Here is a 14,708-nt window from a genome sequence, read left to right on the forward strand (position 1 = left end):
TTTTTAAATTTTTTGGAACTAAAATTCTTAGCGATCAATTTAAATAAAGAATACCCTGCAACTAACACAATTACAGCGATGATAATGTACTGAAAAATAAGAGAATTATCCATTATTTCAAAATTTGATAAACGATTAAAGAAGCAATATAAGCTAATCCAGACATGCCGACGAGTTGCGCCATAGTCCATTTCCAGGATTTAGTCTCTCTATATACAACGGCCAAAGTAGAAACACATTGCATCGCAAAGGCATAAAAGAAGAGGATGGAAATTCCGGTTGCAAAACTATAAACAGGTTCTCCGTTTGGTTTTTTATCTGCCCGCATTTTATCAATAATCTTACCTTCCGGCGCTTCGTCGTCTAGGCTGTATAACGTGGACATGGTTCCTACAAATACTTCTCTCGCAACAAAACTGGTTAAAATTCCCACGCCCATTTTCCAGTCATAACCTAGCGGTGCAATTGCCGGCTCAATTGATTTACCCATTTTGGCGAGATAAGAATGATCTAATTTCACATCGGTAGCGATAAATTCCTTCTTATTTTGAGTTGGTCCAATATAAGAGAAAAACCAGATCACGATACTGAATAAGAAAATAATTTTTCCGGCACCAGTGATAAACTCCCAGACTTTTCCCAACATGATTTTGAAATCATAAGCAAAAAGCGGCATTTTATAAGAAGGCAAATCCATGACCAGAAAAGATTTCCCTTTGCTTTTAATTATTTTTTTAAGAATTAAAGATGCCATTAACGAAGTAAAAAATCCAAGGAAATACATCGCCATTAATGCAATAGCTTTATAACTGATTCCAATAAAAAATTTATTAGGAATAATTAATCCAATGATGATACTGTAAACAGGAAGTCTCGCCGAACACGTCATAAACGGCGTTACCAAAATGGTAATTAAACGCTCTTTAACATTCTCAATGTTTCTGGTAGACATAATCGCAGGAATAGCGCATGCTGTCCCCGAAACGAGTGGCACAATACTTTTCCCATTTAAACCAAACGGTCTTAGAAACCGGTCCATTAAGAATATAACTCTTGCCATGTAGCCAGAATCCTCTAATAAATAAAGAAAATAGAGCAAAATACCAATTTGTGGCGCAAAAACCATAATCCCACCAACTCCTGGGATAATCCCATTTGCCAAAAGGGAATTTATTGGGCCTGCAGGAAGCTGCGCACTCACAAAATTAGATAGCCAAAGGAAAAAATCTGAAATCCAGTTCATAGGATATTCAGCTAAGAAGAAAACACTTTGAAATATGATTAATAAAATTACTCCGAAAATGATATAACCCCAAAAACGATGTACTAGGACCTTATCCAGTTTCTCTGTGAGTAACTCCTTAAATTGAGGCTTTTTGGACAAAACTTTAGAAATAATCTGATCGATTTTTTGATAACGCCTGATTGTTTCTTGGGTTTGTAATCTTTTGGGAACTAAACATTTAACCTCATCGTTATTGATTTGGTCATGTACTGTTTCTAATTTCCCAAGATAAGTGTCAGATGAAAGTAAAGTCCAGACTTTATACTGATTTTTTTCTTTTGTTTCCTGTAAAATTTTAAAAACCAACCCTTTATGTTCGGTAGGTATATCAAATGAAACGGTTTCTGACTTCATGAAATTACCACGGCAAATTTCTGTGCGTAACTCTTCAATACCCTGATTTTCTTTAGCATTTGCTTTTAAAACCTTAACATTTAATTCCTTTGAAAGATTGTCGATATCAATATTGACACCTCTTCTTTCGGCTTGGTCAATTTGGTTAACGACTAATAAAATAGGAATTCCCAAATCCTGAATTTGCTGGAAAAGAAGCAAACCTCTTTTAATGCTCAATGCTTCAAGAATATAAACAACACCCGAATAGGTTTGTTGCTCATCGATGAGAAATTTCGAAAAGATCGCTTCATCTTCAGAGCTCGGGTATATACTGTAAGAACCTGGTAGATCGATTACCTCAACCTGCTCGCCTTCATACTCATAAGTACCAGAATAGCTGGCAACAGTAACGCCGGCATAGTTACCGGTTTTCTGTTTTTTGTTACATAACAAATTAAAGACGGTAGATTTCCCAACATTGGGATTTCCTACTAAAAGAATTTGTTTGGGATTTGAAGTGCTCATTCTTCGCTCGATCTCGATTGGGTTAGAGAATTATTGAGAGATGTTTCTAGGACAAAGTTTCTACGATGATAAATCGAGCCTCTTCCTCGCGGAGAGCGATACGACTTTTCTCATCACCAAACTCGATGTAAAGCGGTCCTTTGAAGGGAGCCTGGTATAGAACTTTGAATACCGTTTCTGGCAAAAGACCCATTTCAATAATTTTATTGGGCATCTTAAGGTCATCATTTTCATAGCCTAAGATTTTCCCCGACTTATTTCGTGGGAAGCAGCATAATTTATTCGAAATATCTCCTTTCAATTCTAGTAATTTTGAGTTGCAAATATAGGTTATTTAAATTTAATCTAAATAAGGAATCTCTAAAAACTCTGTTATAAAAAAACCTTGAAACAAAATTAATGTTTCAAGGCTATCAAAAATTTAATTATTCTTATGAATTTCTATTTTTTGCCTTTCGCAGCCGGAATTTCAATAGGGTTATTATTTGCATTGAAAAAATCTTTTGCGATTTTTTCTTGATTTTTTAAATACTCTCCCATTGTCATGTCGCTTCCCGGCATTTTTCTACTCATATTTTCTGCAGTCATATACGGTCTTGCTTCTGCCAAAGGATCCGCTTTAAAATTATCCATCGCTTTTTGAAATTTATCTTTTGCAATGATATTTACAACAGAACTCATCCCATATTTTTCTACTAATTTTTCTCCTTCAGTAGTTTCAGAGTAATTTTCGACTTTTTTATTCCCTTTTAGTTCCCATGAATAATTTGCACCATCATCTTGAATTTTTACAATTAAACCAGGAAGTCCATAAAATCGGTAAGGTCCGTCTGCAAATGGTAGATCTGTAGAAAACCAAGCAGTCCATTTTCTACCTCCATATTCAGTAGTTGCTTTTTGGGTATTGTAGTCTCCAATTTTTTCTTTTATGGGAAGAATATTCCAGTTGAATTTCAAATCATCTTCATATCCGAAATATTTATTGCTAATTCGATCAATATAAGTTTCTTTCATTGTTGGATAAGCCTTCGTAACTTTATATGCGAATTTTGGCATCTTAAGACTTTTCATAATATCAACAAAAACACCTGATTTTTCCATCTTTTTTACGGCATCTACTACCATTGAATCTTGTGCGATACCCGTATAATCCTGATAAATAGATTTGTCTTTAGAAATATCTAAAACAGTCATCACTTTATCTAATTTCGCCGAATCTTTCTTCGGTTTAAATGTTAATTCATAAAAAAACCTGTTAGCAGTTTCTTGAGCACCTAGTGCCAAGAATGCTGTCAATAAAGTCAGTGTCAATAATTTTTTCATTTCGTATAATTTCATAATTAGTACCCTATTTAAGCGCTTTGTTACAGATTTTAACAAATATTTAAATTTTTTTAATATATAATTAAACGAAAAAATTGCGATGACACCCTATCTTTATAAAAATAAAAATATGGAAACCCTACCTAACTTAAGAAAAGAATTGAAACAGGAGTACGAAACCACAAAGAAATTCTTTGAGGTTTATCCAGAGGGGGAAAATGATTATCAGCCACATGAAAAAAGCATGAAATTAATGCCTTTAGCAACTCATATTGCAGAGATTTTCGGTTGGCCAGATTTCATGATGCAAACAGAAAAACTCGATTTTGCGGCCGGCGATTATCAACCAACCATTCTCCATACTAAAGCACAACTTATCGAAAAATTCGAAGAAGACTATGAGAAAAGCAGAAAAACCTTAGAAAACATCGCCGAAGAGGATCTTAATGGGAGATGGACCATGAATATGGGAGAAGTACTACTTGCAGATTTTAGCAAATATGAAGCTATGAGGCACGCTCTCAATCAAATTACCCATCACAGAGCGCAATTGGGTGTTTACTACCGCTTAAATGACATTCAATTGCCAGGAAGCTATGGACCAAGTGCAGATAACGAAAATTTCTAATCCCACGTTTAAATAAGATTAAAAATCCCATCCTGTTTTTACAAGATGGGATCGTTATAAATAAATTAGATACTATTTAAAATTAAACTTCACAGTAAACATCACTTGACTCGGTCGAATTTCAATACTGTTTCTAGTCGTAGAGAAATAGGTTGTATTATAACCGATTGTTTCGTACAATCTTTTGTTAGCAATATTTAACCATTTGATTTCAAAATCAATTTTCTTTTTAGCCCAAGTATATTGGTAGGAAAGATCGTAGAATGAATTCCTTAAATTAGTTGCTCCTTGCGAAGTGGTCACGTCATCCCAAACCAAGCCAATAGTGTGATTTTCTACTGGATAAAGGAATACATTCAGATTGTGATTCCAGCCTGAATTCTTATTCACATTATTTCTGTAATCATCACTGTTTTTATTCCAGTTGAATGAAATATTGTAATCCAAACTCATCCACGAGAAATAGGTATTATTAAGTTTTAAAGCTAAACTCCGACTATTGTTTTTATTTTCAATATAATTATCCACATTATTTTGATCTACCAAAATACTAAACGAGTTAGAGTCTCTATTGGTAAAACTGGCAGACGCATTTGTTTTGAATTTTGGGAAATATTTTCCAATCTCAGCACTCTCATTTTGAGAGTAAGAATTATTATCTATATACTCTAAAGTTATGGCAGATGCACCAGAGGCAAAAGGGCGTGATTTAGTAATAATGTTCTTCTTCATATCATTATATCCATATCTTACATTAAAGAATAAATTATTCAATGGATTTCTATATTCTAATCTTGCCGAAGAATTGATATTTCTATTTTCCGGTAAAAGCTGGCTATCTCTTGCGTTTAAAGATTTAGGACTTGTTAAAACAAGGCCGTCATATACAGAACCAAAACTTCCAAAATTATAATTTAAACCCGCAAACCCAGAAACTTTCCAAAAAGAGGCAAAATCATAACTTCCATAAAAGGTTGGTTCAAAAACAGTTTTATTAACTTCTGAATCTTTTTTACGCAGCAGATCTTTATAATCAATACCGTACATATTTAGAGGTAAATTAATACTGGCATTGAAAGCATTTCCTTTATAATTCAGACCGACCTGAGTATAAGGATTAATTTCATTCCATTTCAGGCTATTTTGATAGGCGAGACCCAATATATTACGATCAGCATATAATTGCGAATTCATCTCGTTAAAAGAGAGATTCAAACCAACTTCTGGAGTTATCGTTAATCTTTTATACGAAAATCCAACGGAAGCAGAGTGATTTGCCATTAAGGTTGAAGAAGAAATCTTTTGATCGAACCTATCGAAACCGGCACCAAGATCTGTAAAATTTTCATATTCAGCTGATAAGGTTTGTCTGTCCTTTTGATAAGAAAGATAACTCATGAAGTTAACTAATTTTTCTTTCCAAGGGATAATTGTACTTAAGGAGTTTTTAATAATTCCTGTAGGTGCGGTCAGCGATTCATCTATGAAAATATCCTTTAAAGTTGGATCTGGAACTTGGAGGTTATATCTAGTAGAGGTACTCCCTTGATCCTCATTCCAGAAGCCGTTCCAGGTAGTCGTGTTTTTGAAGAACCCTTTTTTCGCATTTTTGGTGATAATGACTTCACCTTTTGCAGCATTACTATATAAATTATTAGATTCCGCTGTGGTAATCTTACCCGCTTTAAAAAAGTTGGTGTCTTGCTCATAACTAGTCTCAAGGTAGGAATCTCTTTTAATTGCATTATTAGTATAACTCATATTGGCTTTAAGTTCCCATTCTTTGCTTTTAAAAGGAGTCATCAATACATTCGCTGAGAAAAAATGAACGTTGTTCATCAAATATCTTTTTTCTGGTAAATTAGGAACACTCGCTTTATCAACACTTAACCAATAATTACCTGCAGAATTCCCTCTTCTTCCTTCATAGCGATTTCCAAAAGATAAAAGGTTTCCTTCACGCTCCACACTTTCTCCGGTGTTATTCGTTTTATAATTAAGTACCCACTGATTTTTCTGTCCAAAAAACATAGGCGTAAGTTTTACATTCCATAAAAGAGGTTCCATTCCAACTCCTACTTCTCCTCTACCTGTCATTGTAACCGCATTTTTTAAAACTACGTTTAGCGCTGCGTTTTCAGATGGAACTTTGTCTTGTAAAATTTTAACAGGTTGATGATTTTCCAACACCTCAATTTTTTTTACAGCACCTGTAGGTAGTGAATTGTTAATGGTTCCATAACCTCCCTCCATTAGATCTTTACCATTAACATAGAACTTGACCAGCGGTTCACCTTGGTATAAAATCGTTCCGTCTTTATTAACTTCGATACCAGGCATTTTCTTCAAAACATCGGAAAGAGTACGATCAGCTTTACTTTCGAAGGCTTTAATATCATAAGAAATGGTATCGCCTCGTTTATTAATCATTCTCGCTTTAATCTTCACTTCTTTAATCTCAGTCGCGTCTGATTGCAAGGAAAAATTTTGTGTCTGACTTTCATTTTTTACCGTTTTCTGAGAAGGTTTTTGATTAAAAGCTTTAATTTTTAAATCAACATTCGCTTCAGAGCTGGTAAAGGTCACTTTATACTCTCCTTTAGAATTGGTAATTGAGTAAGCAATAATTGCATCTTTTCCTGGCTCTTCCACTGTCACACTCGCACTGGCAACAGGTTTTCCGTCAATATCACTGATTTTTCCAGTGATTGAAGATTGTGCCCAAGAATAAATGGTTAGAAATAAAACGAAAAGCGTCGAGATTTTCCTCATGATCAATTTTATTAATTAGTACCAAAATCCTTTATATTGTTACATTTCATATAAATACTACTTTTAAACTGCGCTAAAAAAAAGAAATAGTTTTAAATAATGACTGATGCAAGTTAACCTACGAAACTGTTTTTTTATTACTTTTGTTAGCTAAATAGATGAATCTTATGGGACTTCACTTACAACCAATCGACGTAGTAGAAACAATTACTAAGGAAGAATTCCGAGAGAAATATCTACTCACAAGAAAGCCAGTTGTCATCAAAAATATGGCAAAAAATTGGCCTGCGTATCAGAAATGGACGATGGACTATATGAAAGAAGTGGTTGGTGATGTCGAGGTTCCGTTGTACGATTCCTCCAAAGCAGATCCGGCGGCACCCATCAATTCATCAGCGACGAAAATGAAATTCTCCGATTATATCGATTTAATTAAAGATAAACCAACGGATTTACGGATTTTTCTTTTTGATCCCATTAAATTTGCACCTAAACTCTTGGACGATTATATTTCACCCAAAGATTTAATGGGCGGCTTTTTGGATAAATATCCGAACATGTTTTTTGGCGGCCAAGGCTCGCAAACCTTTCTGCATTTCGATATTGATATGCCTCATATTTTTCATACTCACTTTAATGGCAGAAAACATGTTTTGCTTTTCGATTACAAGTGGAAAGAGCGGCTTTATAAATTGCCACTCGCAACTTATGCCTTAGAAGATTATGATATTGCAAATCCCGATTATGAACAATTCCCTGCTTTAAATGGTGTTGAAGGAATTGAATGTTACCTGGAACATGGAGATACTTTGTTTATGCCGACTGGTTGGTGGCATTACATGAAATATTTAGACGGAAGCTTTTCAATTTCACAAAGAGCCTGGGACAAATCGTGGGCGGTAAAAGCACATTCTCTCTGGAATCTATTGGTTCAAAGAAATATCGATAATGTCTTAAAAAAGAAATACAAACAAAAATATATGGACTGGAAAGAGCGAAAAGCCGTCGAGCGTGCCAATCGAGCTTTGAAGAAAGGTCTGCCTAATTAATAGAAACGCTTTTAGAATTTAATCTAAAAGCGTTTTATATTTTTCAATGTTTCTTAAATAGTTTCGAAGCATCTGTAGAGTACAATGCTAAAAAGATTAAAACAGGCTGAAATAATAACCTTACGAGTCTCCTAGTATCAGTATCCAAACCAAATCCGTCACGATGCTCGAGATATTGCGAAATGTTTCCAGGAAAAACCAAGACAAAAAATATTGCGAGAGCTAAACCTGCGTATTTTTTTTGCTTTACTAAAAAAATCATCGATAATCCCAGCAATATTTCTACGACGCCAGAAGCAAGCACCACGAAATCTTTCGAAAGTGGAATCCAGTCTGGAACTTGTGCCTGAAAAGTTTCCCGAGCATAAGTGAGATGACCAATCCCTGCCAAAAGCATGAAAGCTCCTAATGCTATTCTTATTAAATTTTTAATCATCGTTTATCTATTTATTTAAAGTAACTCTTTCAAAATTACAAAATTCTGTACATGTTGCAACCAATATTAAAAACTGTTTACAATACCAACAAAAGCAGGACTTGGTCTCTGATTTGATAAGAATTATAAAATATTATTATGAAAAAAATAACGATTCTTGCATTTGTCATCACAATTTGTGGCAGTTATAACCATTGCAACGCTCAAATTGGGGACATTATTAATGCAGTGAAAAAGTCGACAGAAGTGAGAAAAGGTGGTGCAACAGGGACTGTTAACCAAAATAATGGAAACATCGAAGTTCAAGGAAACAACCAGGTGAAAACATTTACCATGGATGGTCAAAAATTAGAAATCGTTGGTAATGATCACCTCATTACGGTTAACGGATATGCTTCCACCATTTCTCTTCAAGGTACAGGAAACAAGATTACCGTAAACTCTGTAAAAAGTATCGACATCACTGGCGTGAATAATAAATTGTATTACAAAAGCTCTCCTAATAAAAACGGAAAAGCTTCAAGTTCGGTTTCTGGCGTCGATAATTCGGTGATAAAGCTTAAATAATAGAATTGATATCAGCCAATAATTTCACCTCCTTGAAAAATACAAGATAAAATTATTGTTTAATTATCACTGTTTTATTTTACAAAACTCTAAAGATCGGATATAAACCAACGCTTCCTTCATTGTAATCAGAATGTTTATAAACCCACTCTAACTGAGCTTTACCATCTTTTGCAAAATCGGGGTTTGCTATTTTTTCAAATTCAAAAGCGGTTTTTAAAACTTGATTGTTTTTCAATAAATCAGCGGCGGTATCTTCGAAAACGTAATCGGAGAAATATTCTTTTTGGCCAAGAATACCATCAAAGAAATTCCAGTTGAAGAAAGAATCTGTTGTTTCTGGTTCCAGGGTTTCCAATAAATATTTCACACCGTATTGCTTGGTTGAAACCAGAACATCACCTTTTCTAAATTTAAAATTTTTATTCTCTGACTTCACTTGAGTATCATAATGAAGGTAATGTCCTTCGTACGGGCTTTTCACTGTTTTGTAATCTGACACTTTATATTGTTGCGCAAATATCGTTGAATCTTGCTTGATCACTTTCATCGCTATATTATTGCGTTTCAGATGTTCCAATACTTTTTCTTCCGATTGTGGAATCACATAAAAAGAAGGAATCGCAATTTCTTTGGTTGGAATATACTGATCGTAGAATTTCACTTTTCGATTAAAAGGTTTTGTTTTGTCATAGAAAAGTCGTGGTTTGCCCGAAACTTCACTTGGTTTTTTACCAGCTTCATATCCTTTGAAATCAATCATTTTAAACTTCGTACTGTCTAATTTCCATTGAACTGGATATTTCATTTTCGGTTGGTAATCAGCTAAACTTTCAGCCATTAATTTTTGAATTTCCTTTGAATGAGTTGCAGTATAATTAATGGAACTCAGCATGTTTTCGTAAGTTGCACGAACACGGTCTTTATATGGTTTCAACATATGCGTTTCGGCAACCGTTCCCATCGTATTGAAAAGTGTAGTGTAGCCTGTCGCATATCTTGGCGAGTCCATGAATGCCGGAAAACCGTCATCAGGAGAATCGCCGTGAATATTAACGTAAGGAGTCGTCAAAATTCCTTGCTTTTCTAAAGTTTGCAAAATTTCAGGCTGCATTTTCTGGTTCAGATAAGTGCCCAAATTTTTACCCAATCGCTCTTTATTGGTCGAGATATAAGTGAATAAATATTGATAATCTGCACCATTTGAAACATGATTATCAATAAAATAAATCGGTTTAAAATGCTGAAAGATCTGCTGAAAAGCTTTCCCATTTTCTGTATCGTTTTTAATGAAATCCCGATTCAGATCGTAGTTTCTAGCATTGCCTCGGAAACCATATTCTTCAGGACCGTTTTGGTTGGCTCGGCTGTGTTTTCCTCTTCTTAACATTCCGGAGATATTATAAGCTTCAACTGCAACGATTCGCAAATTCTTCACCGCAATTTTTCCAGTGACTAAATCGCGCATCATCATCATGGTCGCATCAATTCCATCGGGTTCGCCGGGATGAATTCCGTTGTTGATTAGGATTGTTGGATTGCTTTTATCGACTGAAGCATTGTATATCACGACTCTAATTGGCTCACCATTATCGTCAGTGCCAAAATCTTTTACAGTAACCGTCGGAAAGTTTTTCGCCAAATCATCGTAGAAATTAACCATTTCTGCATATGTGGTGGTTTGGTTTCCGTTGCCTTTTTCGAAAGGTGTTTGGGATTTGGTTTGAGAGAAAATTAAAGTTGAACTTAAAAGAAAAAGAGAGGTAAGTAATTTCATTAAAATAGATTTAAAATAATTGAAACGAATTTAAACAAAAAATTCTTGAACGAATTCAAGAATTATATATATTGATCAAAACTTTGAAGAAGCGAAAATCTGCAACCCGACTTGAGCGGAAATCCTTTTTTTAGCTAAGGCATTTAGCGTTGGCAAAAAAGATTGGGAGCGGAAGGCGGATTAAGTTGCCCAAATAAACCAGTTAATCGTTCAGTTTCAACACCGCCATAAATGCCGACTGTGGAACCTCTACCCTACCAATTTGTTTCATTTTCTTCTTACCTTCTTTCTGTTTCTCCAACAATTTACGTTTACGTGAAATATCTCCACCGTAACATTTTGCGGTAACGTCTTTTCTTAAGGCTTTGATGGTTTCTCTGGCAATCACTTTTGCTCCTAAAGCTGCCTGAACGGCAATATCAAACTGCTGACGCGGAATCAGTTCGCGTAATTTCTCACACATTCTTTTTCCGATATAATAAGCGTTGCTGTCGTGAATTAGGGAAGAAAGTGCATCAACCATATCGCCATTGATCAGGATATCCATCTTCACTAATTTGGAAGCACGGAAACCGATCGGATGATAATCGAACGACGCATATCCTTTGGAAACCGATTTTAAACGGTCATAAAAATCAAACACCACTTCTGCCAAAGGCATATTGAAAACAAGTTCTACTCTATCGGAAGTCAAATAACTTTGGTTAACAATCTCCCCTCTTTTCTCAATACACAAAGTCATCACCGGCCCAACATAATCGGATTTGGTAATGATTGAAGCTTTGATAAACGGCTCTTCTACCCGATCCATAATCATAGGATCCGTCATTTCTGATGGGTTGTTGATTAAGATCATGGTGTCAGGATCTTTTTTGGTATAACCGTGGTAAGAAACGTTGGGCACGGTCGTGATCACATCCATGTTGAATTCACGGTCTAATCTTTCCTGTACGATTTCCATGTGAAGCATTCCAAGGAAGCCACAACGGAAACCGAAACCTAAAGCTGCTGAACTTTCTGGTTCGAAAACCAAAGATGCATCATTCAAACGAAGTTTTTCTAAAGAGAAACGCAGTTCTTCAAAATCCTCTGATTCAATAGGATAAATCCCGGCGAAAACCATTGGTTTTACTTCTTCGAAACCGTCAATTGGTTCTAATGCTCCGTGTTCAAAAGTAGTAATGGTATCACCTACTTTTACTTCTCGGGCATCTTTGATCCCGGAAATAATATAACCTACGTCACCTGTTTTAATTTCTTTCTTCGGGGTTTGTTTTAATTTTAAAGTTCCAACTTCGTCGGCTTCATACATTTTGTTGGTCGCCATGAATTTAATTCGTTGCCCTTTCTTGATGCTTCCGTTTACTACTTTGAAGTAAGCTTCAATTCCACGGAAAGGATTATAAACAGAGTCAAAGATCAAGGCCTGTAATGGTCCGTCTTCATTCCCAACTGGTGCAGGAATTCTGTTAACGATATGTTCCAACAATTCATGAACGCCTTCACCGGTTTTCCCGGAAACGCGTAAAACATCTTCATATTCGCAACCAATTAAGCCCATGATTTCATCGGTTACTTCTTCTGGATTTGCAGAAGGTAAATCGATTTTATTCAAAATTGGAATGATCGTTAAATCATTTTCTAAAGCTAAATATAAGTTGCTTATTGTTTGTGCCTGAATACTTTGCGCAGCATCAACGATCAAAAGCGCTCCTTCACAAGCAGCAATCGAACGGGAAACTTCGTAAGAGAAATCTACGTGTCCGGGCGTATCGATTAGGTTAAGAATATATTTTTCCCCATTCAATTCATAATCCATTTGAATGGCGTGTGACTTAATGGTAATTCCGCGTTCTTTTTCAATATCCATGTCATCCAGCGTTTGGGACTGGAGTTCTCTTTGAGTTACCGTATTGGTGTACTCTAAAAGTCGGTCAGCCAAAGTGGATTTACCGTGGTCAATATGTGCAATAATGCAAAAGTTCCGTATGTTTTTCATCTATAAATTATCGTAATCTGCAAATTTAATCTTTTTTGGTGGATATTATGAATCATGTAGGAATGTTGAGAAAGAAATTTATAAACCGATTTTTAGCCGTCAATAAATCTTTTATTGATGAAACTGCGGAAGATTTTAAAGACTTGAAGCAGACAAAGAAAGTATAGACAATGACCACTTATTTCAACCCGAAACTTATGCAAAAGAATATGGATAGGTTTTCTAAAATTAAAAAGAGCGACCTCTACACACAATTGTAGAGGTCGCTCAAACATTAAAAAAATAAACTATTAAGGTCTAGTACTTTTCGTCCTGGAATTTGAGGTTCCGTCTTGTTTTCTGTCTAATATTTTACTACGCATTTTCCCTTCGGTCTGATACATTTTCAAAACCTGTTGAGGAGAAATTACTTTCATAAACTTAGGTACAAAGTTTTTTCTATTATCTAAAAGTTCTTGGCCAACATCAAAACTATGATTAAGTTGCTGCGTTGCCTGATCATCACTCATATTGTCATAATCTTCGTTGGATTTAAACTTAGATTTTATGTCATTTTGAGTATTTTGATATTCAGAATAAACATTCTTAAATGCTGCTTCTGCATCTGGTGAAACTTTGAGTTCAGAAATAATCATTTTCTCACGAAATTCTTTCAAAAGTGATAATCTTTCCTGAGGTTTCATCTTCTGAATAACTTCTTTCCGTTTCTCTGGTTTCATACTGTTCCAGTCTAAGCTATGTTGTTGCGCAAAACCTAATTGTGCGATCAATATAAAACTGATGGATAGGGCTATCTTTTTCATGTAATTCGTCTTAATAATATAAATCGAGATAAATGTCCTGTTCTGTGTTCTTACCCACATTGGTTAATTCTGCGGAGGTAAAGCTTGCTAAAATCTGATCAACCTGAACCTCAGGATTTGACTTGTTTACTTTTTTATTATCTGCATAATTAACTTTCTGTTCAGTCGGCTGCACACTAGATATTTTATTTTCTTTTGGATGACTTATTTGTGGAGATGTTAAAGCCATACCGGTGGTATTATCCTGATTTACCTCATTTTCTGATTTTTCAACCGCTTGTGATGAACTGACAATCGGCTTAGGAACAACGGACTCAATGTTTGAAGCAACCATTTCCTGCTCACTATTTGCATTATCAGTAAAAATAGTTAATCCGAAAATCAAGGCCACAGCTGCTGCTGCACCATAAGCCCAATTCAAATTAAATATTTTTCCCTCATTGTGTTTTGGAACGGTCGTTTGTTCTAAAACACGTGCTTGCATCGATTCGAAAAAATCATCTTTTGCAGTGAATACATTTTCACGCTTTAGTTTCTCTATATCAAAATCTTTCATCACCCTAAATATTATTCTGTATAATTCTGTTTAACGTAGTCCTCTACTTTTTGTTTCGCATAATGGTAATTCGTTTTAAGAGTTCCCACGGACATCTCTAAAATTTGCGAAATTTCTTCATAAGGCAGATCTTCATAATATCTCATATTAAAGACCAACTTTTGCTTCTCTGGTAAGGTCTGAATAGCCTTTTGCAACAGAATTTGAATTTCATCTGCACCTGGCTGTACATTTTCTGCAACTAAATTTTGCAAATAAATAGTTGGATCTCCCTCCCCCTTCTGCATCTTCTTTAATTTATTAATCTGCTGAAGCGATTCATTGGTTGCTATTCTATACAACCAAGTGTACAACTGACTCTCCTGTTTGAACTGATGGAAATTTTGATAGGCTTTGATAAACGTATCCTGCAAAATATCCTGCGCCAGATCATGATCTACTACAAATCTTCGAATATGCCAGTATAACCTACTCTGATAAGCATCCATCATCAGGCGAACTCCCTTTTCACGGGATTTCTCGCTAGACATCAACTCGATAATTTCTGCTTCCTGAATCTTCATTGAGATGCTTTCGGTGTTTGGATTACAAATATATTTAAAAGTTAAATAAGACTTCAATATTTAGTCCAAACCAAAATAGGTATCTTTGT

The 14,708-nt window shown here is 35.1% G+C and carries 13 protein-coding genes; 3 read left to right on the top strand and 10 right to left on the bottom strand.

Features of this window, described 5'->3' with window-relative positions; all coding sequences use genetic code 11:
- Window positions 1–112: 112 nt before the first annotated feature.
- The 3 genes from feoB to FNJ88_RS06820 form a co-directional block, all read right to left on the bottom strand.
- The gene (feoB, locus tag FNJ88_RS06810; protein ID WP_143852464.1) at window positions 113–2,146 is read right to left on the bottom strand and encodes a ferrous iron transport protein B; all 2,034 of its coding nucleotides are present in this window, start codon (window positions 2,144–2,146) and stop codon (window positions 113–115) included.
- A 46-nt stretch (window positions 2,147–2,192) separates the two neighbouring features.
- Window positions 2,193–2,447 (bottom strand): ferrous iron transport protein A, encoded by a 255-nt coding sequence (locus tag FNJ88_RS06815; RefSeq protein ID WP_185145870.1) that lies wholly within the window; start codon window positions 2,445–2,447, stop codon window positions 2,193–2,195.
- A gap of 140 nt (window positions 2,448–2,587) precedes the next feature.
- A complete protein-coding gene (locus FNJ88_RS06820) occupies window positions 2,588–3,484 on the bottom strand; it encodes a GLPGLI family protein (protein ID WP_228414583.1) in 897 nt (298 codons plus the stop codon).
- A 115-nt stretch (window positions 3,485–3,599) separates the two neighbouring features.
- On the opposite strand from FNJ88_RS06820, the gene FNJ88_RS06825 reads away from it, so the two are divergent.
- Window positions 3,600–4,097: a DinB family protein gene (locus tag FNJ88_RS06825; protein ID WP_143852466.1), complete on the top strand. Its 498-nt coding sequence runs from the start codon at window positions 3,600–3,602 to the stop codon at window positions 4,095–4,097.
- A gap of 72 nt (window positions 4,098–4,169) precedes the next feature.
- Here FNJ88_RS06825 and FNJ88_RS06830 read toward each other — a convergent pair whose 3' ends face one another.
- Entirely contained in the window at window positions 4,170–6,869 is a 2,700-nt protein-coding gene (locus tag FNJ88_RS06830; protein WP_143852467.1) for a TonB-dependent receptor, read from the bottom strand.
- 167 nt (window positions 6,870–7,036) lie between these two features.
- Here FNJ88_RS06830 and FNJ88_RS06835 point away from each other — a divergent pair, with 167 nt between their 5' ends.
- Complete coding sequence (locus FNJ88_RS06835) at window positions 7,037–7,918, top strand: cupin-like domain-containing protein (RefSeq protein ID WP_143852468.1); 882 nt, start codon at window positions 7,037–7,039, stop codon at window positions 7,916–7,918.
- A gap of 43 nt (window positions 7,919–7,961) precedes the next feature.
- On the opposite strand, the gene FNJ88_RS06840 is transcribed toward FNJ88_RS06835, so the two are convergent.
- Window positions 7,962–8,354 carry a DoxX family membrane protein gene (locus FNJ88_RS06840; protein ID WP_143852469.1) on the bottom strand — a complete coding sequence of 131 codons (393 nt, stop codon included), beginning with the start codon at window positions 8,352–8,354 and terminating at the stop codon, window positions 7,962–7,964.
- Window positions 8,355–8,492: 138 nt separating this feature from the next.
- Here FNJ88_RS06840 and FNJ88_RS06845 point away from each other — a divergent pair, with 138 nt between their 5' ends.
- Window positions 8,493–8,921: a DUF3060 domain-containing protein gene (locus tag FNJ88_RS06845; protein WP_143852470.1), complete on the top strand. Its 429-nt coding sequence runs from the start codon at window positions 8,493–8,495 to the stop codon at window positions 8,919–8,921.
- A 79-nt stretch (window positions 8,922–9,000) separates the two neighbouring features.
- On the opposite strand, the gene FNJ88_RS06850 is transcribed toward FNJ88_RS06845, so the two are convergent.
- The 5 genes from FNJ88_RS06850 to FNJ88_RS06870 all read right to left on the bottom strand — a co-directional run bounded on the left by FNJ88_RS06850 (window position 9,001) and on the right by FNJ88_RS06870 (window position 14,619).
- Window positions 9,001–10,698, bottom strand: a complete 1,698-nt coding sequence (locus tag FNJ88_RS06850; RefSeq protein WP_143852471.1) for a M14 family zinc carboxypeptidase — start codon at window positions 10,696–10,698, stop codon at window positions 9,001–9,003.
- A 202-nt stretch (window positions 10,699–10,900) separates the two neighbouring features.
- Window positions 10,901–12,697: a translation elongation factor 4 gene (gene lepA, locus FNJ88_RS06855; RefSeq protein ID WP_143852472.1), complete on the bottom strand. Its 1,797-nt coding sequence runs from the start codon at window positions 12,695–12,697 to the stop codon at window positions 10,901–10,903.
- A 290-nt stretch (window positions 12,698–12,987) separates the two neighbouring features.
- Entirely contained in the window at window positions 12,988–13,500 is a 513-nt protein-coding gene (locus FNJ88_RS06860; protein ID WP_143852473.1) for a hypothetical protein, read from the bottom strand.
- A gap of 10 nt (window positions 13,501–13,510) precedes the next feature.
- The gene (locus FNJ88_RS06865) at window positions 13,511–14,056 is read right to left on the bottom strand and encodes a hypothetical protein (RefSeq protein WP_143852474.1); all 546 of its coding nucleotides are present in this window, start codon (window positions 14,054–14,056) and stop codon (window positions 13,511–13,513) included.
- An 11-nt stretch (window positions 14,057–14,067) separates the two neighbouring features.
- Window positions 14,068–14,619: an RNA polymerase sigma factor gene (locus FNJ88_RS06870; protein ID WP_143852475.1), complete on the bottom strand. Its 552-nt coding sequence runs from the start codon at window positions 14,617–14,619 to the stop codon at window positions 14,068–14,070.
- Between the last annotated feature and the right edge of the window lie 89 nt (window positions 14,620–14,708).

The organism is Chryseobacterium sp. SNU WT5 (genome assembly GCF_007362475.1).
Classification (GTDB): domain Bacteria; phylum Bacteroidota; class Bacteroidia; order Flavobacteriales; family Weeksellaceae; genus Kaistella.

What these genes read in the sequence shown, in the direction of transcription:
- FNJ88_RS06820 (WP_228414583.1), bottom strand. Translation starts at nt 3,484, where the DNA reads ATGAAATTATACGAAATGAAAAAATTATTGACACTGACTTTATTGACA.
- FNJ88_RS06830 (WP_143852467.1), bottom strand. Translation starts at nt 6,869, where the DNA reads ATGAGGAAAATCTCGACGCTTTTCGTTTTATTTCTAACCATTTATTCT.
- FNJ88_RS06850 (WP_143852471.1), bottom strand. Translation starts at nt 10,698, where the DNA reads ATGAAATTACTTACCTCTCTTTTTCTTTTAAGTTCAACTTTAATTTTC.
- FNJ88_RS06865 (WP_143852474.1), bottom strand. Translation starts at nt 14,056, where the DNA reads ATGAAAGATTTTGATATAGAGAAACTAAAGCGTGAAAATGTATTCACT.
- lepA (WP_143852472.1), bottom strand. Translation starts at nt 12,697, where the DNA reads ATGAAAAACATACGGAACTTTTGCATTATTGCACATATTGACCACGGT.
- FNJ88_RS06825 (WP_143852466.1), top strand. Translation starts at nt 3,600, where the DNA reads ATGGAAACCCTACCTAACTTAAGAAAAGAATTGAAACAGGAGTACGAA.
- feoB (WP_143852464.1), bottom strand. Translation starts at nt 2,146, where the DNA reads ATGAGCACTTCAAATCCCAAACAAATTCTTTTAGTAGGAAATCCCAAT.
- FNJ88_RS06860 (WP_143852473.1), bottom strand. Translation starts at nt 13,500, where the DNA reads ATGAAAAAGATAGCCCTATCCATCAGTTTTATATTGATCGCACAATTA.
- FNJ88_RS06870 (WP_143852475.1), bottom strand. Translation starts at nt 14,619, where the DNA reads ATGAAGATTCAGGAAGCAGAAATTATCGAGTTGATGTCTAGCGAGAAA.
- FNJ88_RS06835 (WP_143852468.1), top strand. Translation starts at nt 7,037, where the DNA reads ATGGGACTTCACTTACAACCAATCGACGTAGTAGAAACAATTACTAAG.
- FNJ88_RS06840 (WP_143852469.1), bottom strand. Translation starts at nt 8,354, where the DNA reads ATGATTAAAAATTTAATAAGAATAGCATTAGGAGCTTTCATGCTTTTG.
- FNJ88_RS06845 (WP_143852470.1), top strand. Translation starts at nt 8,493, where the DNA reads ATGAAAAAAATAACGATTCTTGCATTTGTCATCACAATTTGTGGCAGT.